Source organism: Ancylobacter lacus, from assembly GCF_018390635.1.
In the GTDB taxonomy this organism is placed as follows: domain Bacteria; phylum Pseudomonadota; class Alphaproteobacteria; order Rhizobiales; family Xanthobacteraceae; genus Ancylobacter; species Ancylobacter lacus.
The window spans coordinates 40,115-60,237 of the sequence record NZ_JAHBGE010000010.1; the positions used below are offsets into that span (position 1 = coordinate 40,115).

A 20,123-nucleotide genomic window follows, 5' to 3' on the forward strand; every position below is an offset into this window, starting at 1 on the left:
CTCACCCTTCCAGCGCGCGGCGCCGGATCTCCCCGGCCGACAGGCCCGCCGCCCTCAGCTCGGCGAGGGCGGTGGAGCCGCGGCTCTTGGCGAGCTTGCGGCCTTCTGCGTCGAGAACGAGGCCGTGGTGGCGGTAAAGCGGGGCCGGCAGCCCCAGCAAGGCCTGCAGCACACGGTGGATCGCCGTCGCCGCCTTGAGGTCGCTGCCGCGGATGACATGGGTCACCCCCTGCAGCGCATCGTCCACCACCACGGCGAGGTGATAGCTGGTCGGCACCTCCTTGCGGGCGAGCACCACGTCGCCCCAGGCCGCCGGATCGGCCGCAACATGGGCAATCCCGTCCTCGCCCTGTTCGGACCAGAACAGCGGTGGCAGGCGGGCCAGCGCCGCCTTCATGTCGAGCCGCAGCGCGAACGGCTCTCCGGCGGCGCGGCCGGCCCGGGCGGCGGCGGACGCACGCTCGAAAGGGAAGATCGGTGCTCCGTCGGGATCGCGCGGCCAATCCGGCCGCTTCGCCACCGCAGCGGCGATCTCGGCGCGGGTCTCGAAGCTGGGATAGACCAGCCCCATCGCCTCCAGCCGGGCGAGAGCCTCGGCATACTCCGCCATATGCTCCGATTGCCGCCGGACCGGACGCTCCCAGTCGAGACCGAGCCAGGCGAGATCGGCGAGAATGGCGGCCTCGTGCTCCGGGCGGCAGCGGGCAGGGTCGATGTTTTCGATCCGCAGGAGAAACCTGCCGCGCTCGCGTCGGGCCGCCTCCGCATTCAGCAGGGCCGAGCGGACATGGCCGAGATGCAGCCGGCCGTTCGGGGTCGGCGCGAAGCGGAAGACGGGGCGCGGATCGGCGGGCATTATGGGAGGAGACATTGCCGGCGCAGACCTGTCGAGGGTCCCGCCTGCTGAAAGCCCGGTGCGGCTCAGAACTGGCGCGTCACCATCATCTTCTTGATCTCGGCGATCGCCTTGGCCGGGTTCAGCCCCTTCGGGCAGGCCTTGGCGCAGTTCATGATGGTGTGGCAGCGATACAGGCGGAACGGGTCCTCGAGATGGTCCAGCCGGTCGCCGGTGGATTCGTCGCGGGAATCGATCAGCCAGCGATAGGCCTGCAGCAGAGCGGCGGGACCGAGATAGCGGTCGCCGTTCCACCAGTAGCTCGGGCACGAGGTCGAGCAGCAGGCGCACAGGATGCACTCATAGAGGCCGTCGAGCTTCTCGCGGTCCTCACGGGACTGCGGCCATTCGTGCTCCGGCGCCGGGGTCTGGGTGTGGAGCCACGGCTCGATCGAGGCGTGCTGGGCGTAGAACTGGGTGAGATCCGGCACCAGGTCCTTCACCACCGGCATGTGCGGCAGGGGGTAGACTTTCACGGTCGAGCCGCGCACGTCATCCATGCTCTTGAGGCAGGCCAGCGTGTTGGTGCCGTCGATGTTCATCGCGCAGGAACCGCAGATGCCCTCGCGGCAGGAGCGGCGGAAGGTGAGCGAGGGGTCGACCTTGTTCTTGATCCAGATGAGCCCGTCGAGAACCATCGGCCCGCAATCCTCGCGGTCGACGTAATAGGTGTCGATGCGCGGGTTCTTCCCGTCGTCGGGGTTCCAGCGGTAGATGCGGTATTCCGTCAGCCGGTTGGCCCCGCCCGGCTTCGGCCAGGCCGTGCCTTCGGTGATCTGGGAGTTCTTCGGAAGGGTCAGCTGGACCATGGCGGCATTCATCCTCTAGCGCCCGGAAGCGCGGAGCGGCGGGCTCAATACACCCGCTTGCGGGGCTCGATGTACTGGATGTCGTTGCTCATCGTGTAGGTGTGCACCGGCCGGTCGTCGAGCCGCACCGAGCGCGTCTCGAAATCCACGAAGGCGAGGGTGTGCTTCATCCAGCCGGCGTCGTCGCGCTCCGGGTAGTCCTCGCGGGCATGGGCGCCGCGGCTCTCGGTGCGGTTGGCGGCACCTTCCATGGTGACGGCGGCAAGGCCGATGAGGTTGTCGTATTCCAGCGTCTCGATGAGATCGGAGTTCCACACCAGAGAACGGTCGGACACGCGGATGTCGTCGGTGCCGGCGAACACCTCGGCGATGAGGTGGCGGCCTTCCTCCAGCACCTCGCCGGTGCGGTACACCGCGCAGTTGTTCTGCATGACCTTCTGCATGGCGAGGCGCAGCTCGGCGGTCGGGGTGCCGCCATCGGCGGTGCGGAAGCGGTCCAGCCGCGCCAGCGCCGCATCGGCCGAGCCCGCCGGCAGCTCGCGCTGCTTGTCGCCCGGGGTCAGCAGCTCGGCGCAGCGCAGCGCCGCGGCCCGGCCGAACACCACGAGGTCGGTCAGGGAGTTGGAACCGAGCCGGTTGGCGCCGTGGATCGAGACGCAGGCGCATTCGCCCACCGCCATCAGCCCCGGCACGACATGGTCGGGATTGCCGTGCTTCTTGGTCACGACCTCGCCGTGGAAGTTCGTGGGAATGCCGCCCATATTGTAGTGCACGGTCGGCAGCACCGGGATCGGCTCCTTGGTCACATCGACGCCGGCGAAGATGCGGGCGCTCTCGGAAATGCCGGGGAGCCGCTCGTGGAGGATCGCCGGGTCGAGATGGTCGAGGTGCAGGTAGATGTGGTCCTTGTTCTTGCCGACGCCGCGCCCCTCACGGATCTCCATGGTCATCGAGCGGGAAACGACGTCGCGCGAGGCCAGATCCTTGGCAGAGGGGGCGTAGCGCTCCATGAAGCGCTCGCCTTCGGAATTGGTGAGATAGCCACCCTCGCCGCGCGCACCCTCGGTGATGAGGCAACCCGAGCCGTAGATGCCGGTGGGATGGAACTGCACGAACTCCATGTCCTGCAGCGGCAGGCCGGCACGCAGCACCATGGCGTTGCCGTCGCCGGTACAGGTGTGGGCGGAGGTCGCGGAGAAATAGGCCCGGCCATAGCCGCCGGTGGCGAGAATGGTGGTCTGGGCGCGGAAGCGGTGGATGGTGCCGTCGTCCATCTTCAGGGCGATGAGGCCCCGACAGCGGCCGTCCTCGTCCATGATGAGGTCGAGGGCGAAATACTCGATGTAGAATTCGGCGTTGTGCTTCAGCGCCGCGCCATACAGCGTGTGCAGCATGGCGTGACCGGTGCGGTCGGCCGCGGCGCAGGTGCGCTGCGCGGTGCCCTTGCCGTAGTCGGTGGTCATGCCACCGAAGGGGCGCTGGTAGATCTTGCCCGCCTCGGTGCGGGAAAACGGCACGCCCCAATGCTCGAGCTCATACACGGCCGAGGGAGCCTGACGCACCAGATATTCGATGGCGTCCTGGTCGCCGAGCCAGTCGGAGCCCTTCACCGTGTCGTACATGTGGAAGCGCCAGTCATCCGCGCTCATATTGCCCAGCGCGGCGGCGATGCCGCCCTGCGCCGCCACCGTGTGCGAGCGGGTCGGGAAGACCTTGGAAACGCAGGCCGTGCGCAGCCCCGCCTCGGAGCAGCCCACCACCGCGCGAAGGCCGGCGCCACCGGCGCCCACGACCACCACGTCATAGGTATGGTCGACAATCGGGTAGGCCGAGGCGACGCCCGCCGCGCCGTTGGTCCGTGCACCGCTCGCGGTGTTGAGCTCTGCCATGGCCATCAGCCTCCGAAGCCGATCTTGAGAACAGCGAACACGCCGGCGAGACCGACCGCGGCGCAGAAGAAGATGTTGCCGATGAGCGCGACCACCTTGGGGCCTTCCGCGTGCACGTAGTCCTCGATCACCACCTGCATGCCTATACGCATGTGATTGGTCACCGAGATCAGCGCCAGCGCCATCACGATGGCGACAAACGGGCGGCCGAGCAGCGCATGGGCCTCCTCATAGGTCGAGCCGGCGACGGCGATGAGAATGCCGAGAAAGACGAGCAGCAGCGGGATGTTGGCCAGCGCCGTCACCCGCTGCATCCAGAAATGCTCCGTACCGGAGCGGGCGGAACCGAGGCCGGAGACCCGGCGGCGGGCGGTGCGCATGGACGTGCCGGAAGGCGTGCTCATGGGGGCGTCCTCAGCTCTTCACGATCCAGATCACGACCCAGAGCAGCACGGTGAGCGCCACCGAACCGCCGATCGTCGCCTTGGCCATCACCTCGCGCCACTCGGGCCCAAGCCCATGGCCGGTATCCCAGATGAAATGGCGGATGCCGCCGAGCGTGTGGTGGATCAGCGTCCAGCTATAGCCGAACAGCACGACAAGCCCGAGGAAACTGCCTGAAATGGCGCTGGCGAGGCGGTAGGCCTCGGGCGAGGTCGCGGCGGCCACCAGCCACAGCACCAGCAGCAGGGTTCCGAAATACAGCGCCACGCCCGTGATGCGGTGCACGATGGACATCATCATCGTGAGCATGGGCCGGTAGATCTGGAGATGCGGCGACAGGGGCCGGTCGATGGACCGCGGCGTCTGGGACATTTTCTGACCCTTCAATCACTTGGGAGTGCGTAAAGTAAACGATCGGAGTTCGCAATCATTCCAAAGGCGATATCTATCACGTCGCGCTGCGCTGCAGCGCGCCACCTATGGCATAGGCCGGGGCTTCCCGCACCCCCCTCGCCCTGTCGCAGGTCGCTGCGGTAACGTGGCCCGGCTGCTTCGCGGCAGCAACCGCCCTTTTTCGTCCTTCTAATACAGCGTCCTTGCCGAGGATTGCCTGACGTATGCGTGGCGCGAAGCCCAGTTACCCTTTCCGCGCAATGGTCGTCGCGCTGGCCGCCCTGCTCATGCCGCTCCCGCTCTCGGCCCAGCCGGGGGTCGTGCCGGAGGCGTCGGAGCCGGAGGCCGGCATATCCATGCCGCCGCCACCCGATGCCGAATCGGTGCCGCTGCCGGCGGGCCGCGGCGAGATCATTACCATCACGTCCGGCGGCCGCCGCCGCGAATTCATCCTGCGCATGCCGGGCCATGCCGGACCGGGCCCGTGGCCGCTGGTCATCGCGCTGCACGGCGCCTGGCAGCCCGCCCGAGTCTTCCAGTCCTATCTCGATCTCGACGACATCGCCGACCAGGAGGGCTTCGTCGTCGCCTACCCCAAGGGGCTGAACCTGCTGTGGAACGACGGGAGGGGATCGGTGGCGGGCATCATGCCGATCCTGCAATCCCGCGACGACGGCGCCTTCATCCTGGGCGTGAAGAACCTGCTGGTGGCGCAGGGAATCGCCGATCCCGGCCGCTCCTATCTCATGGGGTTTTCGAATGGCGGGTTCCTCACGGCCTATATCGCCTGCCGCTATGCCGACAGCTTCGCCGCCTTCGCGACCATGATGATGACCGCGCCCAAGGTCTATGCCGAGACGTGCCGGCCCTCCCGGCCGGTGCCCATCCTGCTCATGAACGGCACGTACGACCCCATTGTTCCGATGTTCGGCCGGCCCACACCGGGTGCCGAGCTGATGTCGGCGCATGAGAGCGCCGAGCTGTTCGCGCGGCTGGACGGCTGCAATCCGCCCTCCCTCACCCGCACCGCCGGCGCGAGCATCACCCGGTGGGACAGCTGCGCCGGGGGCACGCGCGTGGCGTTCTACGAGATCGAGGGCGGCCACCAGCCGCCGGCCCGCTCGGTCGGACCGATGGACACGCTCGCCTCGCTGGTGCTCGGCCCGCGCCGCTCGGGAATGGATGCGCCGCAGGAGATCTGGAATTTCTTCCGCCAGTATGGCGACTGGCCGCCGCCGGCCGGGGAGACGGCTCCAGGCGGCGAGGCTGCGGCAACCGACGCTTCATCTTCGGGAGCTGCGCCGCATGGACCGTCTGCCCATGCCACCACGCCCCCGCCCGGCGGCATTCCGCTGCCCCCGCCGTCGCCGCTCCGCCGGCCCGGCGCGCCTTGACGCGGTGCCTGGCGCGAAGACCGCCCGGCCGATGAGATGGCCGCCATGGTTTCGCCGCGGGCGGGGTCTTTACATCACCGCTTCCGACCGGGGCCGCCGGGATTCGCCGACCCGGTCGCCGTGCGGGTTGACGCAGGCGGCACGCGACGGCATCGTCTGCCGCCCCCGCGGGAGGTAACAGGTAACGATCACGGTGCCGGACAACGGCGCCACGACGGGTTCGACGCCAGCGGCACGCGCGGAAAAGCGGGCAGGCGCCGGGAAAGTGGGGATGGCTCTTGGAGAACCGGCGCGGACCGAACGGCATGCGGCGTCACGGCGCCGGCGCCATCGATCTCGGCGAAGAGCCGCCGCTCGGCGTCGATGGCGATGCCGAGGAGCCGATCGACCGCCGCAGGATATCCATCCGCTGGCTGATGGCCACCCTTCTCACCGGCATCTGCGGTGCCGCGCTCATGGGCGGGGCGGTCTATGCCGCGCTGGACGGCGAATATCGTTTCGCGCAGCTGCCCGAGACCGTGCGCTCCTCCCTGCGCGGCGCGCTCGCGGCGGGTGAGCGCCCGTCGAACTCCGCCCGCAAGGGCGACCGGATGTCGGTGCTCACCGAAACCTTCAGCGCCAAGCAGACTCTCCGGCTGTCCTCCACCAGCAAGGTGGACGGGCGCGAGGTCATCAAGGTCCGCGCCATCAACAAGGTGAGCGCCAACCTCGCCATGTCGGTGACGTCGGCTTCGGTCGACGTGCCCCGCTTCAACCCGGCGAAGCTGATCGCCGAGACCATGGACAGCAAGGACGACGAGGACGCCCCGCAGGCCGAGCCCACCGGCGAGGTCACCATCGTGCTGCGCGACCTCACCCAGCTGCCACCCAGCGCCAAGCTCGCCGCCGAGCTGCCGATGGAAGACGTGCTGATGAAGGTGCGCGAGGCCGCCGAGTTCGACGCGCCAACGCTCGACCCGCGCACGCCGACACTTGCTTCCTTCGGCGGGGGGCTTGCCTATGCCCCGGCGGGGCCGGCAGACCCGAACAACGGTCTCTCCGCGCCGGACAACGTCTCCTCCATCACCAAGACCGGCACCGATGCCACCGGCGGCAATGAGTGGTCGGAGCGCGCGGTTGTCGTCCGCAAGGGCGACACGGTGGTCTCGATCCTGAAAGGCCTCGGCGTACCGGATGTCTCGGCGAAAGCGGCGGCAGCCGCCTTTGCCGGCGGCGTGGCCGACGGCAAGCTCGCCGAGGGCGTCCGCCTGAAGGTTCTGCTCGACCCCAGCGGCAACTCGCCGATCCCCCTGCGCGTCAGCCTGTTCAACGACGACGGCCATCTCGGGACGGTGGCACTCTCGGACATGGGCAAATACCTGCCGGTGCAGGATGTCGGCGACACCCAGCTCGCCGATGTGGGACCCGACGACGCCGATGACGACGGCGGCGGGCGCGGCGGCATCACGCTGTATGACAGCCTGTGGGAGACCGGCCTGCGGCACGAGATGCCGCGCGAGGTGATCTCCAGCCTGGTGCGGATCTACTCCTTCGACGTCGATCTCCAGCGCAGCGTGCGTCCGGGCGATTCGCTCGAGGTGCTGTACGAGCCGGACGAGAGCGGCGGCGCCGGCGGCGTGCTCTATGCCGGGCTGACGGTGGGCGGCGAGGAGCGTCGCTATTACCGCTACCAGACCGCCGATGACGGCGTGGTCGACTTCTACGACGAGACCGGCAAGAGCGCGAAGAAGTTCCTCGTCCGCAAGCCGGTGCTGGGCGGCACGCTGCGCTCCGGCTTCGGCATGCGCCGCCACCCCATTCTCGGCTTCACCCGCATGCATTCCGGCGTCGACTGGGCCGATCGGGTCGGCACGCCGATCTATGCCGCGGGCAATGGCGTGATCACCAAGGCGGCCTGGACCTCGGGCTATGGCCGCCGCACCGAAATCCAGCACGCCAACGGCTACACCACCACCTATTCGCACCAGTCCGGCTTCGCCAAGGGCATACGCGAGGGTGTGCGGGTGCGGCAGGGTCAGCTCATCGGCTATATCGGCTCCACCGGCCTCTCGACGGGCCCGCATCTGCACTATGAAGTGCTGGTGAACGGCCGCTTCGTCGACCCCATGCGCATCCGGCTGCCGCGCGGCCGGGCCCTGGACGGCAAGGTGCTGGCCGACTTCACCGACAATCGCACCAAGATCGACACGCTGCTGAATCACACGACCCCGCCCAAGGTCGCGGGCAAGGCCGTGCGCCTCGACGACGCCACCGACTGATGCCGCCGGCCGGCTGGAACGGGCGGCTGGACGACCAGCCGGCCCTTGACCGGGCGGTCGAGATCCTCGCCGGGCGCGATCCGCTGCTGGCCGGGCTGTATGCACGCCATGGCATGCCGGCGCTGCGGCGCCGACCTCCCGGCTTTGCCGGCCTCGTCGACATCATCCTCGCCCAGCAGGTTTCCACCGCCGCGGCGCGCGGCTTCTCCGCCCGGCTGGAGGCCGAACTCGGCGGGGCGGCGACGCCGGAGAGCGTCCGCCGTGCGGGTGAGGAGGGGCTGCGCCGGGCCGGGCTGTCGCGCCCCAAGATCCGCGCCCTGCTGGGAATCATCGATCGGCTGCCGACGGGCGCCGGGCTCGACGCCATCGACCGGCTGGAGGCCGAACCGGCGCGGGCCGCCCTGCTGGCGCTGCCCGGCGTGGGGCCCTGGACGGCGGAGGTGTATCTGCTGTTCGGCCTCGGTTGGGCCGACGCCTTTCCCGCCGGCGATCTCGCGCTGCAGGTGGCGGCGGCCGAGGCGCTGGGCCATCCGGTCCGGCTGTCGGCGGCCGAACTCGCGACCCTGGCGCAGCCGTGGCGGCCGTGGCGGGGGGCGGCGGCGCATCTGCTCTGGGCGGCCTATGCCGCCCGGCGGGGGCGCCCGGCAAGCCCGGTTTGAGCCTCGAATCAAATCAAGGATTGCGCCGCCGTCCGAATTCGCGATGATCCCCCGCCATTCCCGGGAGACTGCCATGCTCGACGGCCCGCGCCTTCCGCCCCGCTCCGGCGGGGCGCCCGATTCGCTGGTCGTGCTGCTGCACGGCTATGGCGCTGACGGGCGCGACCTCATCGATCTCGGAAGCTATTGGGCGGAACGGCTGCCGGGCACCGCCTTCGTGTCTCCCCATGCCCCCGAGCCCTGCGGCATGGCGCCCGTCGGCCGGCAATGGTTCGGCTATGTCGAGCGCAACGACCGCGAGCGCTGGATTGGGGTGCAGGCCGCCCACCCTGCGCTGGAGACCTTTATTGACGCGGAACTGAACCGCCACGACCTGCCGGCGTCGCGACTGGCGCTGGTCGGCTTCAGCCAGGGCGCGATGATGGCGCTCCACACGGGGCTGCGCCGGGCCGAGGCGCCCGCCGGCATCGTCGCCCTCTCCGGCGTGCACGCCCAGCCCTCCGAACGGGAGGCGGAAGCCGCGGGCGCGCAGCCGCGCGCCCGCCCGCCCGTGCTGCTCATCCATGGCGATCGCGACGAGGTGATTCCGGTCGGCGCCCTCAGCCGGGCACGGGTGAGCCTCGCCGCCGGCGGCATCACGCCGGAGTGGCACGTCATCCGCGGGCTCGGCCATGGCATCGACGAGGAAGGGCTAGAGCTGGCCGGCGACTTCCTGGTGCGGGTTCTCGCGCCACGCTGAATCACCGGCGGGGCACCGAACGACCGGCGGAAGCGCCCCCCGCACGGCCGGCCCGCTTCACAAGACTGACATGCTCCCTGTAGACTATCCCAGTGCGTCGCTCGGCGCCGTCGCCGAGTGGATGCTCTAGGCAGGGAGCAAGTGCTTGTCGGCGCCGTTGTCTCCGGGTTCATGGCCTGCCCTCGTGCTCAATGCGGATTACCGCCCGCTGAGCTATTACCCCCTCTCGGTCTGGGCGTGGCAGGATGTGATCAAGGCGGTGTTCCTCGATCGCGTGAACATCGTCGAATACTACGAGCGGCAGGTCTCCAGCGCCAATTTCCAGATGCGGCTGCCGAGCGTGGTGTCGCTCAAGACCTTCATCCGCCCGGCGCGCCAGCCGGCCTTTACCCGGTTCAACGTCTTCCTGCGCGACCGCTTCACCTGCCAGTACTGCGATTCGCGTGACGACCTGACCTTCGACCACGTCATTCCGCGCTCGCAGGGTGGCCAGACCACGTGGGAGAACGTGGTCGCGGCCTGTTCGCCCTGCAATCTGCGCAAGGGCAGCCTGCTGCCCCGGGAAGCCCAGATGTGGCCGCGACAGAAGCCCTTCCAGCCTTCGGTGCAGGACCTGCACCAGAACGGCCGCCATTTTCCGCCCAACTATCTCCACGATAGCTGGATGGACTATCTCTACTGGGACACCGAGCTGGACCCGTGACCCCGGGCCACCACGCCGCTAAGCGCAACGAGGGCCAGCGTCGTGGCGATCAGTACGTTGTAGCCGGCCAGCGACACCCCGAACAGCCGCCACGGGGCCTCGTCGCAACGGACGACGCGGGCTTTCTGCATGTCGAGCAGGATGTTGGTGGACTGCACCGGGCCGGCACCGGAACATTCGGTCGGGCCCTGCCACCACTTCCACTCCACCCCGGTGTGGTAAAGCGCCAGCGCCGCGCCGACCACCATGAGCAGCCCCGCCAGCAGCAAGACCCAGCGCGCCAGCGGCGAGCCCCGCCGGGCCAGCAGAAGGGCCAGCAGCGCTACGGGAACCGCGGCATAATAGGGAATGCGCTGTTCGAGGCAGAGCGGGCAGGGTGCGAGCCCGACCACGAGCTGGAAGAACCAGGCCCCTGCCAGCGTTGCCGCGCCACCGGCCGCGACGATGGCGGCGGCAAGGGCGGGCAGGCGAAAGGCATTCGTTCCCGTGTGCGCGACCATCGCCGTCTCCCCTTCATGGCATCGCCGCCCTCGACTAGACCGGCAACGGCGGGCATGTCCATGGGCCCCTGGTCACAAGGCCGGCACGATCCCAACCCGCCGCGCCCTCCTCACGCAAGGTAACCGGATGAAGCCCGCTCTGACCCGCCTCGCGGCCTCCACCCTCGCGCTCGCCGTGCTCGCTTGGGCGGCGCCCGTGATGGCGACTTCATCGGCGCCGGCCGCAGCGGTTACAGCGGCGCAGCCGCTCACGGTGGTCGCCACGCCTATCCCCGCCTTCTCAGCGGGAGATCTGGCCGGCCGCCGCTATGGCCGACTGGAATTCCGGGGCGGCATCGAGCTGCGCTCGGCCAATCCACGCTTTGGCGGGCTGTCGTCCCTCATACTGGAACTGGATGGGCGGCATTTCCTCACCCTCTCCGACCATGGCGACTGGTTCGCCGGCGAGCTGCTGACCGAGGGGGACCGACCGACGGGCATGGCCAACGTGACCACCGGGCCGCTGCGCGACCAGCGCGGGCGCACGCTGGCCTCGTTCGGCCGGGGCGACACCGAATCGCTGGCCCGCCTGCCCGGGGGTTTCGCCGTCGGCATCGAGCGGGTGCAGGAAATCTGGTTCTTTCCCGGGTCGCGACTTGCGGGCGCCGGCGGGCGGCCATGGCCGACCGATGGCCAGCTGAAACGCCTCGCCTACAACAACGGGATCGAGGCCCTGATGGCGGCGCCGCTGCCCGGCCTCGGCGAGCCGGCGCTGATCGCGGTCGGCGAAAGCGACCCCACCGCGGTCGACAGCCTGCCGGGCTTCATCTTCGCCCCGCGCTTCCGCGGCAGCTTCAGCATCGCCCGCAGCGAGGGCTTCGACGCCACCGATATGGCGCTCGGGCCGGACGGCATGGTCTATCTGCTGGAGCGGCGGTTTTCCTGGCTCACCGGCGTTGGCATGCGGTTGAGGCGCTTCCCGCTGGCGGAGATCCGGCCCGGCGCCCGGATCGAGGGCGACGTGCTCATCACCGCCGGCCCGACCAGCGCCATCGACAACATGGAAGGGCTGGCCGTGACGCGAAACGCGGCGGGCGAGATCATCCTCACCCTGATCTCCGACGACAATTTCAACCACCAGCTTCAGCGAACCGTGCTGCTGCGCTTCGCCGTTATCGCGCCGCAGGCGGCGCCCTGAGGAAGGGCACGGGAAGCGCGGTCGACCTCCTCAGGCGGGAAGGCGGCGCCCAACAGAAAAGCCGCCCGATCGGGCGGCTTTGACCGAGATGCAGAAGGGATAGCCTCAGCGGGAGGCGGCGGCAGGCTGCCAGGGCCGCAGCCAGCCCATCACCGCGCCGTAAGGCACCAGTGCCAGCAGCGCGCAGCTCAGCTTGACCAGGAAATCGAAGAAGGCGAGCCCGACCCACAGCGGCACGGTGACCGAGGTGGCGAACAGCCCGTAGGCCACGGGGTCCGACATGGAAGGATCGCCCGCGAAGGCAAGCGAGAAGAACACCACCGTGTCGAGCGCCGAGCCGAGCAGGCTTCCGGCCAGCGGCGCCCGCCACCACGCCAGGCGGCGCAGCCGGTTGAACACGCCGATGTCGAGCAGCTGGCCGACCAGGAAAGCGGTTCCGGAGGCCAGCGCGATGCGCGACGTGGCCAGCCACACCGAGAGCGCCACCGCCAGCGCGAAGCCGACATAGACCACCCGCCGGGTGACCGCGGGGCCGAAACGGCGGTTGGTCAGGTCGTTGACGAGAAACGCCACGGGATAGGAGAACGCCCCCCAGGTGAGGACCTCCTGGAGCCCGAACATCTGCACGGGGTACTGAACGAGAACGTTGGACGCCGCGACCACCGCCATCATGGCGGCGATCGGCAGAGCCAGCCTCGTCAGGGGAACGTGCTCGTCGTTCGCTCGCATGGCCGCGGCAGGGCTCACGCCGCCGCCGGCGCCGCGACCTTGGCCTTCTCGACGGCGCGCTTCAGCTCGGCAGCCTTCTGCGACAGCTCGTCGACCTTGGCCTTCAGCAGGAACGCGTCGAGACCACCGCGGTGGTCGACCGACTTGAGGGCATTGGCGCTCACGCGCAGCTTCACGGAACGCTGAAGGGCATCGCTCGTGAGCGTCACATTCACCAGGTTCGGCAGAAAACGCCGACGGGTCTTGCGGTTGGAGTGGCTCACGAGATTGCCGGTCAGAACCGCCTTCCCGGTAAGTTCGCACCGACGGGACATCGTGGACTTCCTTAAGTTTTCACAGCCGCGGCGCCGGAGGCCATGCATTGGCCCCTCGATCAAGCCGATGGCATCGATCCAAAGAGTGCGCTCCTATAGGCAAGAGGCCACGACACGTCAAGCCGGAGGGTGGCCGCCGGCTCGTGGAGGGGCAAGGAGGCCTCGCCGCCCGGGCCACAGTTCCGCCGCCTTCCCACGCGATCCTATTGTAGGGGCACGAGTTCCCGCGCGATTCCGGCGCGGGCACGCAGAATCCGGCTCGCATGCGACGCAACCTGTTTACGGCGACACTGGCGCTGGCTGCAATGACCGTGGCGAGCGGGCCCGGCCATGCGGATGGTCGCGTGGATGCCCGCTACCGCATTTCCATCGCCGGGCTGGAGCTCGGCCGCGCGAGCCTGCTGATCGAGGTGGCGTCCTCGTCCTATGTCGCTTCCGGCAGCGCGCGCATCACCGGCGTGCTGCAGGCGGTCTCCCAGGGCCGCGGCACCGCCGGCGCCCGCGGAGCGCTGGGACGCGAGAGGCTCTCGCCGCAGGCCTTCACCATGGAAGCCGTCAGCGACCGCAAGGTCGAGGCCATCCGCCTCGTGCTGGCGGCCAACGCCGTGAAGGATGTCGCCGTCGAACCTCCGGTCAAGGAATCGAGCGACCGCGTGCCCGTCAGCGATGCCGACAAGAAGGGCGTGCTGGACCCGATGACCGGCTCGCTGATCCTGGTGCCGGGCAAGGGCGACCTGCTGGCCGCCGATTCCTGCGACCGCACCATTCCGATCTTCGACGGCCGTCAGCGCTATGACCTCGCCCTGTCCTATGTCCGCACCGAAGCGGTGAAGGCGGAGAACGGCTATGCCGGCGACGCGCTGGTGTGCCGCATCGCCTACCAGCCCGTCTCCGGCCACCGGCCCGACCGCAGCGCGGTCAAATACATGATGAAGAACAAGGACATTTATGTGTGGCTGGTGCCGATCCCCGGAACGCGGCTGCTCATGCCGTTCCGCGCCTCGGTGGCCACCGCCATCGGCACCGCGCAGCTCGAGGCGGTGAGCTTCGAGGCCTCGGACAGCCGGGGCAAATAGCGTCGGCACGCGGCGAAAGCCTGTGATATAACGGCCTCCCTTTCGGCCCGATGGACTGATCGGCCCATGAACATTGCAACACCCCCGGCGGGCGGCCGGATATTGCCGCCCGCCGGGCGGGCTCGCGGCGTCACTGCCGTGCTCGGCCCTACCAATACCGGGAAGACGCATCTCGCCATCGAGCGGATGCTCGGCCATTCCAGCGGGCTCATTGGACTGCCGCTGCGGCTGCTCGCGCGCGAGGTGTATCAGCGCCTGGTGGAACGGGCGGGCAGCGACCAGGTGGCCCTCATCACCGGCGAGGAACGCATCAAGCCGAAGAACCCGCGCTACTGGGTGGCGACGGTGGAGGCGATGCCGCGCGACCTCGACGTCGCCTTCGTGGCGCTGGACGAAATACAGATCGCCGCCGATCTCGACCGCGGCCACGTCTTCACCGACCGGCTGCTGAACCGGCGGGGGCGCGAGGAAACCCTGCTGCTCGGCGCCGCCACCATGCGCCCGCTGGTGGAGAAGCTGCTGCCGGGCGTGAACATTCTGGTGCGGCCCCGGCTGTCGAACCTCACCTTCGCCGGCGAGAAGAAGATCACCCGGCTGCCGCGCCGCTCGGCCATCGTCGCCTTCTCCACCGAGGAGGTCTACGCCATTGCCGAGCTGATAAGGCGGCAGCGGGGCGGCGCGGCGGTCGTGCTGGGCGCGCTGTCGCCGCGCACCCGCAACGCCCAGGTACAAATGTACCAGAACGGCGATGTCGACTACCTCGTCGCCACCGACGCGATCGGCATGGGGCTCAATCTCGATGTCGACCACGTCGCTTTCGCCGGGGATGTGAAGTTCGACGGCTGGCAGTTCCGCCGGCTCAACCCGGGCGAGCTCGCGCAGATCGCCGGCCGCGCGGGCCGGGCGCAGCGGGACGGCACCTTCGGCACCACCGGGCGCTGCCCGCCCTTCGACGCCGAGATGGTGGAGCGGCTGGAAGCCCACAGCTTCGACGCCCACCGCGTCCTGCAGTGGCGCAACGCGGCGCTGGACTACCGCACGATTCCCGCGCTGCTGCGCTCCCTTGGAGAGCCGCCGCGGGAGGAAGGCCTCACCCGCGCTCCCACCGCCGACGATGTGCGCGTGCTGGAAGTGGCCGCCCGCGACGAGGTGGTCCAGCGCTACGCGACCGACCGTCCCGGCATCGAGCGGCTGTGGGAGGCCTGCCAGCTTCCCGACTACCGGAAGGTGTCGCCCGCATCCCACAGCGACCTCGTCATCACCGTCTATGGCGACCTGATGCGGCAGGGCCGCATCTCCACCGACTGGTTTGCCAAACAAGTGGCCTTGGCGGACCGAGCGGAAGGTGACATAGACACGCTGTCGGGTCGCATAGCCCAGGTCCGCACCTGGACCTTTGCGGCGAACCGACCGGATTGGCTCGAAGACCCGGAGCACTGGCAAGGTGTCACACGGCGTGTGGAAGATCGACTTTCGGACGCGCTGCACGAGCGGCTGGCCCACCGTTTCGTCGATCGCCGTACCAGCGTCCTGATGCGACGCCTGCGAGAAAACACAATGCTCGAAACTGAAATCACCAAGACTGGCGACGTGGTCGTCGAAGGCCATGTGATCGGCCACCTCCTCGGCTTCCAGTTCGCCGCCGATCCATCGGCCGGCGGCCCGGAGGCCAAGGCGCTGCGCGCGACGGCGCAGAAGGCGCTGTCCGGGGAGATCGAGGCCCGCGCGGCCAAGCTCGCCGAGGCCGGCGACGACGCCTTCGTGCTGTCGAGCGATGGCACCGTGCGCTGGATCGGCGAGCCGGTGGCGAAGCTGATTTCGGGTGAGGAAGTGCTCGAGCCCCGGCTGAAGATCATCGCCGACGAGCACCTGACGGGCTCCGCCCGCGACGCTGTGCAGGCCCGGCTCGACCTCTGGCTGAAGAGCCACATCGAGAAGCTGCTCGGCCCGCTGCTGGCGCTCGGCCGTGCCGAGGACCTCACCGGCATCGCGCGCGGCATCGCCTTCCAGATCGTGGAAGCCCTCGGCGTGCTGGAACGGCACAAGGTCGCCGAGGAGATGAAGTCGCTGCCGCAGGAGGCGCGCGCGCTGCTGCGCGGCCACGGCGTGCGCTTCGGCGCCCACCACATCTACCTGCCGGCGCTGCTGAAGCCCGCGCCGCGCACACTTGCCACCCAGCTCTGGGCCCTCAAGCATGGCGGGCTCCAGCAGAAGGGCCTGGACGAACTTCCCCACCTCGCGTCGTCGGGCCGCACCTCGATCCCGGTCGATCCCGAGATCCAGAAGGGGCTCTACCGCGCGGTCGGCTTCCGCGTGGCGGGCGAGCGCGCGGTCCGCGTCGATATCCTGGAGCGTCTGGCCGATCTCATCCGCCCCGCGCTGGCGTGGCGCCCGGGCATGCCCGGCGAAAAGCCGGCAGGCGCGCTGGATGGCTCCGGCTTCGTCGCCACCGTCGCGATGACCTCGCTGGCGGGCTGCGCCGGCGAGGATTTCGCTTCGATCCTGCGCTCGCTCGGCTACCGCATGGAACGCCGGCCCGCACCGGCGCCGGCCGCCGAGACGGCCGAGGCACAGGTCGCCGGAGCCGCGACCGACGAACAGACGGCCGACGCGCCGGAAGCGGCCGACGCGCCGCAGGAAACCCTCGCGAACCCGGCCGAGGACGCCCCCGTGGCGGCAGCGGAGCCGGAGGCCGCCGCCGCGCCGGCTGACACGCCTGACGCCACCGCGCACGACAGCGCGGTCGCGACCACGGCTGACGAGGCGCCGGTTACGGAAGCCACGCCGTCGCCCGCCATCGAGGCCGGCGCGACCACCGCCGATGCCCCCGCCGAGCCGGCCATGATCGAGGTGTGGCGTCCGGGCCGCCCGCCCGGGCAGCAGCGACCGAACCAGCGCGGCCAGGGCCGCGGCGGCCGCCCGCAGGGCGAGCGCGGCGCGCGCCCTGCGGCAGCGCCGGCGGCGACCGGCGAGGCCCGTCCCGATCCGCGCAGTGACGCCGGTCGGGGTGAAGCCCGTGGTGATCGTCCCGATCGCGAGGCGCGCGGCGACCGCGGTCCTCGCCGCGACGACGGCCGGCCCGGCCGCCCGCGGCCCGACCACGGCGGCGACCGCCGCCATGAAGCCCGCGGCGAGACGCCGCCGCGGCCCGAGCGCGGTGGCGACGAGCGGCGTGAACGTCCGCAGCGCGAGCGCGGCGGCGAGCCGCGCTTCCAGCCACCACGCAACGAGCCCCGCAAGGAGTCCCGCAGCGAGCGTCCGGTGGATCCCGATTCGCCCTTCGCCAAGCTGATGGCGCTGAAGGCCCGCATGGACGCCGAAAAGAACGGCCATTGACCCCGGAGGTCCATTGTCCGCAGAACGTCCCCGCCTCGACGTATGGCTCTGGCATGCGCGCTGCGTGAGGACACGCAGCGCCGCGGCGGAACTGGTCAAGGCCGGGCGCGTGCGGGTGAATGGCAGCCGGACCAAGGCCCCGGCCCATGTGGTCCGGCTCGGCGATGTCGTCACCGTCGCGCTCGACTCGCGGGTACGCCTGCTGCGCGTCACCGGCTTTGCCGAGAGGCGGGGCGATGCGGAATCCGCCAGCGCGCTCTATATGGAGGAGGTGACGGAGCCTTCCGGCCCCGAAACCTCTTCATGACAGCCCTTCGACTTTCGCACACCGCATCCGCCGGGATGAGCCTTGCGCCGCTTGAGCGCCTGCGCTACGGGGAAACCCCGCGGGGTTAAATCACACGCTCCGCCTGGAGACATCGAGAATGCCCTACGTCGTCACGGAAAATTGCATCAAGTGCAAGTACACCGATTGCGTGTCGGTGTGCCCCGTGGACTGCTTCTACGAGGGCGAGAATTTTCTCGTGATCCACCCGGACGAATGCATCGACTGCGGCGTCTGCGAACCGGAATGCCCCGCCGAGGCGATCAAGCCGGACACCGAGCCCGGGCTTGAGAAGTGGCTGACGCTGAATGCCGACTACGCCAAGGTGTGGCCGAACATCACCCAGAAGAAGGACGCCCTCCCTGACGCCAAGGAATGGGACGGTGTGGCCGACAAGTTACAGTATCTCTCTCCCGAACCGGGTAAGCAGGACTGAGCCGGCCGGCTTTTCCCGCCCGCCCCTTGCGACGCGTCCGACGCGGCCGTGTACTCCTGCCCGCTGCTGCGGCGCGGGAGTGCTTTGATTTTTTGCCAAATTGTGCTATATGAACCCTCGTGCAGTCGATCGGGTTTATTATGCGGCAGCGCTCCCTCTCTGGAGCGATCCCCCAGGAATTTGAATCGGGTTTAGGACATCCTGGTGCGGAACGGCACCCGGCGGTCACGGTCCGGATTTCCTCCATCGGCTGATCCAGCGCCTTCGGCCCTGCCGGAGACGGAGTTCATACTGCCCGCGGACGCACGTGTTCGCGGGCCTGGGTCGCGTTGTCGAGGTCGCGCGGCCCCTGATCGGACAGGACCCGGGAGCAGGCTCAGCATGTCGACGAAGAAGCCGTCCAACATCCGCCAGGGTTTCAAGACGGGTGAGCACATCGTGTACCCGTCCCATGGTGTCGGGCGCATCATGGCGATCGAGGAGCAGGAAGTCGCGGGCTTCAAGCTCGAACTGTTCGTCATTCACTTCGAGAAGGACAAGATGACGCTCCGGGTCCCGGTCCCGAAGATCGTCTCCGTGGGCATGCGCAAGCTGTCCGAGCCGGTCGTCGTGAAGAAGTCGCTGGAGACCCTCAAGGGCCGCGCGCGCGTGAAGCGCACCATGTGGAGCCGCCGCGCCCAGGAATACGAGGCCAAGATCAATTCGGGCGACCTCGTCGCCATTTCCGAAGTCGTCCGCGACCTCTACCGCTCCGAAGCCCAGCCCGAGCAGTCCTACAGCGAGCGCCAGCTCTATGAAGCCGCGCTCGACCGCATGGCCCGCGAACTCGCCGCCGTCGACAACCTGACGGAAACCGAGGCGGTGAAGCTGATCGAGCAGAACCTGCAGAAGGGTCCGCGCCGCGTCGGCAAGGGCGAGGAGGCCGAGCCTGAGGCCGATGTCGACGACAGCGAAGCCGAGGAAGCCGCGGCCTGACCACCGCGCCACCAGGGATGACGAGGAAAAGCCCGGCCCCACGCCGGGCTTTTTCGTATCTGCCCGCTCACCGGTGGAACCGGCAGTCTGCCGCCGCGTTCTCCCGGGGAGTCGTCGCGCCTTCGCCGCGTTGATGCGAAGCCTCGCGCCGGCCTCCTCGCGGGAGACGTACATGAGCGACCAGATGGTGGGGCGCGATCATCTCGCCCGTGCAGCGATGAAGGCGCCTCTGCTTGAACGCGCCGAGGAGCAGGAACTGGCGAACCGCTGGATTCAGAAGCGGGACGAAGTCGCGCTGCACGCCCTCATCCGTTCGCACATGCGCCTCGTCGGCGCGATCGCCCGGCGCTTCCGCAATTACGGCCTGCCCATGGCCGATCTGGTCCAGGAAGGCCATGTCGGCCTGCTGGAGGCCTCCACCCGCTTCCAGCCGGAGCGCGACGTCCGCTTCTCCACCTATGCAAGCTGGTGGATCCGCGCCTCCGTGCAGGATTACGTGCTGCGCAACTGGTCCATCGTGCGCGGCGGCACTTCCTCCGGCCAGAAGGCGCTGTTCTTCAATCTGCGGCGCATCCGCGCCCGTCTGGAGAGGCTGCAGGCCGACAGCGCCACGCCAGCCGGCGGTCACGAGATGCTGCGCACCATCGCGGCCTCGCTCGGGGTCAGTCTCGAGGATGTCGCGCGGATGGACGCGCGCCTCGCCGGCCACGACATCTCCCTCAACGCCCCGCTCGGCGCCGACGAGAATGGCGCGGCCGAGCGGCTGGACCAGCTCGTCGCGGACGATCCGCTACCCGATGAAGAGGTGTCGACCCGGATCGACGGGGAGCGCCGCCGGCGCTGGCTGGCGCTGGCGCTGCGGGATCTCAGCGAGCGGGAGATGCGGATCATCCGGGCCCGCCGCCTGACCGAGGAGGGCGCGACGCTGGAGGCGCTGGGCGCCCGGCTGGGCATCTCCAAGGAGAGGGTGCGGCAGATCGAGAATCGCGCCATCGAGAAGCTGCGCCATGCGCTCACCCATGGCGGCGCCATGAACAGCGCGGCGGGCTGACCGCCACGCGCGCGAGCAGGC

Annotated in this window: 20 protein-coding genes; 12 read left to right on the forward strand and 8 right to left on the reverse strand. The window is 69.3% G+C overall.

Annotated elements, in window-relative coordinates; all coding sequences use genetic code 11:
* Position 1: 1 nt before the first annotated feature.
* From gluQRS to sdhC, 5 genes are read right to left on the reverse strand one after another with little or no spacing between them, the layout of a single operon-like run.
* On the reverse strand, positions 2–871 hold the full coding sequence (gluQRS, locus tag KHC27_RS02950; RefSeq protein ID WP_425514854.1) for a tRNA glutamyl-Q(34) synthetase GluQRS: 870 nt from the start codon (positions 869–871) through the stop codon (positions 2–4).
* 50 nt (positions 872–921) lie between these two features.
* Positions 922–1,704: a succinate dehydrogenase iron-sulfur subunit gene (locus KHC27_RS02955; RefSeq protein WP_213334850.1), complete on the reverse strand. Its 783-nt coding sequence runs from the start codon at positions 1,702–1,704 to the stop codon at positions 922–924.
* A gap of 44 nt (positions 1,705–1,748) precedes the next feature.
* The gene (gene sdhA / locus KHC27_RS02960; protein WP_213334852.1) at positions 1,749–3,593 is read right to left on the reverse strand and encodes a succinate dehydrogenase flavoprotein subunit; all 1,845 of its coding nucleotides are present in this window, start codon (positions 3,591–3,593) and stop codon (positions 1,749–1,751) included.
* Positions 3,594–3,598: 5 nt separating this feature from the next.
* Positions 3,599–3,997, reverse strand: a complete 399-nt coding sequence (sdhD, locus tag KHC27_RS02965; protein WP_213334854.1) for a succinate dehydrogenase, hydrophobic membrane anchor protein — start codon at positions 3,995–3,997, stop codon at positions 3,599–3,601.
* Between the two features lie 10 nt (positions 3,998–4,007).
* Positions 4,008–4,409: a succinate dehydrogenase, cytochrome b556 subunit gene (sdhC, locus tag KHC27_RS02970; protein WP_213334856.1), complete on the reverse strand. Its 402-nt coding sequence runs from the start codon at positions 4,407–4,409 to the stop codon at positions 4,008–4,010.
* A 245-nt stretch (positions 4,410–4,654) separates the two neighbouring features.
* Here sdhC and KHC27_RS02975 point away from each other — a divergent pair, with 245 nt between their 5' ends.
* The 5 genes from KHC27_RS02975 to KHC27_RS02995 all read left to right on the forward strand — a co-directional run bounded on the left by KHC27_RS02975 (position 4,655) and on the right by KHC27_RS02995 (position 10,183).
* A complete protein-coding gene (locus tag KHC27_RS02975; protein ID WP_246518774.1) occupies positions 4,655–5,824 on the forward strand; it encodes a CE1 family esterase in 1,170 nt (389 codons plus the stop codon).
* A gap of 305 nt (positions 5,825–6,129) precedes the next feature.
* Positions 6,130–8,082: a M23 family metallopeptidase gene (locus KHC27_RS02980; RefSeq protein WP_213334858.1), complete on the forward strand. Its 1,953-nt coding sequence runs from the start codon at positions 6,130–6,132 to the stop codon at positions 8,080–8,082.
* Positions 8,082–8,741: a DNA-3-methyladenine glycosylase family protein gene (locus KHC27_RS02985; RefSeq protein WP_213334860.1), complete on the forward strand. Its 660-nt coding sequence runs from the start codon at positions 8,082–8,084 to the stop codon at positions 8,739–8,741. The genes KHC27_RS02980 and KHC27_RS02985 overlap by 1 nt, the downstream gene beginning before the upstream one ends.
* Before the next feature lie 73 nt (positions 8,742–8,814).
* Entirely contained in the window at positions 8,815–9,480 is a 666-nt protein-coding gene (locus KHC27_RS02990) for an alpha/beta hydrolase (protein ID WP_213334862.1), read from the forward strand.
* 145 nt (positions 9,481–9,625) lie between these two features.
* Positions 9,626–10,183, forward strand: coding sequence for an HNH endonuclease (locus tag KHC27_RS02995; RefSeq protein WP_213334864.1), 558 nt, complete (start codon positions 9,626–9,628; stop codon positions 10,181–10,183).
* Here KHC27_RS02995 and KHC27_RS03000 read toward each other — a convergent pair.
* Positions 10,156–10,683, reverse strand: coding sequence for a disulfide bond formation protein B (locus tag KHC27_RS03000; protein WP_213334867.1), 528 nt, complete (start codon positions 10,681–10,683; stop codon positions 10,156–10,158). The two genes, KHC27_RS02995 and KHC27_RS03000, sit on opposite strands and share 28 nt — an antisense overlap.
* A gap of 127 nt (positions 10,684–10,810) precedes the next feature.
* Here KHC27_RS03000 and KHC27_RS03005 point away from each other — a divergent pair, with 127 nt between their 5' ends.
* Positions 10,811–11,860 (forward strand): esterase-like activity of phytase family protein, encoded by a 1,050-nt coding sequence (locus tag KHC27_RS03005; protein WP_213334870.1) that lies wholly within the window; start codon positions 10,811–10,813, stop codon positions 11,858–11,860.
* 105 nt (positions 11,861–11,965) lie between these two features.
* Here KHC27_RS03005 and KHC27_RS03010 read toward each other — a convergent pair whose 3' ends face one another.
* Positions 11,966–12,589, reverse strand: a complete 624-nt coding sequence (locus tag KHC27_RS03010) for a queuosine precursor transporter (RefSeq protein ID WP_213334873.1) — start codon at positions 12,587–12,589, stop codon at positions 11,966–11,968.
* A gap of 14 nt (positions 12,590–12,603) precedes the next feature.
* Positions 12,604–12,903 (reverse strand): 50S ribosomal protein L28, encoded by a 300-nt coding sequence (gene rpmB / locus KHC27_RS03015; RefSeq protein ID WP_213334876.1) that lies wholly within the window; start codon positions 12,901–12,903, stop codon positions 12,604–12,606.
* Between the two features lie 263 nt (positions 12,904–13,166).
* On the opposite strand from rpmB, the gene KHC27_RS03020 reads away from it, so the two are divergent.
* From KHC27_RS03020 to KHC27_RS03045, 6 genes are all read left to right on the forward strand, one after another.
* A complete protein-coding gene (locus tag KHC27_RS03020) occupies positions 13,167–13,979 on the forward strand; it encodes a DUF3108 domain-containing protein (RefSeq protein WP_213334878.1) in 813 nt (270 codons plus the stop codon).
* Positions 13,980–14,045: 66 nt separating this feature from the next.
* On the forward strand, positions 14,046–17,315 hold the full coding sequence (locus tag KHC27_RS03025; protein WP_213334879.1) for a helicase-related protein: 3,270 nt from the start codon (positions 14,046–14,048) through the stop codon (positions 17,313–17,315).
* A gap of 13 nt (positions 17,316–17,328) precedes the next feature.
* Positions 17,329–17,622 (forward strand): RNA-binding S4 domain-containing protein, encoded by a 294-nt coding sequence (locus KHC27_RS03030; RefSeq protein WP_213334881.1) that lies wholly within the window; start codon positions 17,329–17,331, stop codon positions 17,620–17,622.
* A 118-nt stretch (positions 17,623–17,740) separates the two neighbouring features.
* Positions 17,741–18,076, forward strand: a complete 336-nt coding sequence (gene fdxA, locus KHC27_RS03035; protein ID WP_213334883.1) for a ferredoxin FdxA — start codon at positions 17,741–17,743, stop codon at positions 18,074–18,076.
* A 198-nt stretch (positions 18,077–18,274) separates the two neighbouring features.
* Entirely contained in the window at positions 18,275–19,051 is a 777-nt protein-coding gene (locus KHC27_RS03040) for a CarD family transcriptional regulator (RefSeq protein ID WP_343210818.1), read from the forward strand.
* A 172-nt stretch (positions 19,052–19,223) separates the two neighbouring features.
* The gene (locus tag KHC27_RS03045) at positions 19,224–20,102 is read left to right on the forward strand and encodes an RNA polymerase factor sigma-32 (protein ID WP_213334887.1); all 879 of its coding nucleotides are present in this window, start codon (positions 19,224–19,226) and stop codon (positions 20,100–20,102) included.
* Positions 20,103–20,123: the final 21 nt, after the last annotated feature.

What these genes read in the sequence shown, in the direction of transcription:
- gluQRS (WP_425514854.1), bottom strand. Translation starts at nt 871, where the DNA reads ATGTCTCCTCCCATAATGCCCGCCGATCCGCGCCCCGTCTTCCGCTTC.
- KHC27_RS02955 (WP_213334850.1), bottom strand. Translation starts at nt 1,704, where the DNA reads ATGGTCCAGCTGACCCTTCCGAAGAACTCCCAGATCACCGAAGGCACG.
- sdhA (WP_213334852.1), bottom strand. Translation starts at nt 3,593, where the DNA reads ATGGCAGAGCTCAACACCGCGAGCGGTGCACGGACCAACGGCGCGGCG.
- sdhD (WP_213334854.1), bottom strand. Translation starts at nt 3,997, where the DNA reads ATGAGCACGCCTTCCGGCACGTCCATGCGCACCGCCCGCCGCCGGGTC.
- sdhC (WP_213334856.1), bottom strand. Translation starts at nt 4,409, where the DNA reads ATGTCCCAGACGCCGCGGTCCATCGACCGGCCCCTGTCGCCGCATCTC.
- KHC27_RS02975 (WP_246518774.1), top strand. Translation starts at nt 4,655, where the DNA reads ATGCGTGGCGCGAAGCCCAGTTACCCTTTCCGCGCAATGGTCGTCGCG.
- KHC27_RS02980 (WP_213334858.1), top strand. Translation starts at nt 6,130, where the DNA reads ATGCGGCGTCACGGCGCCGGCGCCATCGATCTCGGCGAAGAGCCGCCG.
- KHC27_RS02985 (WP_213334860.1), top strand. Translation starts at nt 8,082, where the DNA reads ATGCCGCCGGCCGGCTGGAACGGGCGGCTGGACGACCAGCCGGCCCTT.
- KHC27_RS02990 (WP_213334862.1), top strand. Translation starts at nt 8,815, where the DNA reads ATGCTCGACGGCCCGCGCCTTCCGCCCCGCTCCGGCGGGGCGCCCGAT.
- KHC27_RS03000 (WP_213334867.1), bottom strand. Translation starts at nt 10,683, where the DNA reads ATGGTCGCGCACACGGGAACGAATGCCTTTCGCCTGCCCGCCCTTGCC.
- KHC27_RS03005 (WP_213334870.1), top strand. Translation starts at nt 10,811, where the DNA reads ATGAAGCCCGCTCTGACCCGCCTCGCGGCCTCCACCCTCGCGCTCGCC.
- KHC27_RS03010 (WP_213334873.1), bottom strand. Translation starts at nt 12,589, where the DNA reads ATGCGAGCGAACGACGAGCACGTTCCCCTGACGAGGCTGGCTCTGCCG.
- rpmB (WP_213334876.1), bottom strand. Translation starts at nt 12,903, where the DNA reads ATGTCCCGTCGGTGCGAACTTACCGGGAAGGCGGTTCTGACCGGCAAT.
- KHC27_RS03020 (WP_213334878.1), top strand. Translation starts at nt 13,167, where the DNA reads ATGCGACGCAACCTGTTTACGGCGACACTGGCGCTGGCTGCAATGACC.
- KHC27_RS03025 (WP_213334879.1), top strand. Translation starts at nt 14,046, where the DNA reads ATGAACATTGCAACACCCCCGGCGGGCGGCCGGATATTGCCGCCCGCC.
- fdxA (WP_213334883.1), top strand. Translation starts at nt 17,741, where the DNA reads ATGCCCTACGTCGTCACGGAAAATTGCATCAAGTGCAAGTACACCGAT.
- KHC27_RS03045 (WP_213334887.1), top strand. Translation starts at nt 19,224, where the DNA reads ATGAGCGACCAGATGGTGGGGCGCGATCATCTCGCCCGTGCAGCGATG.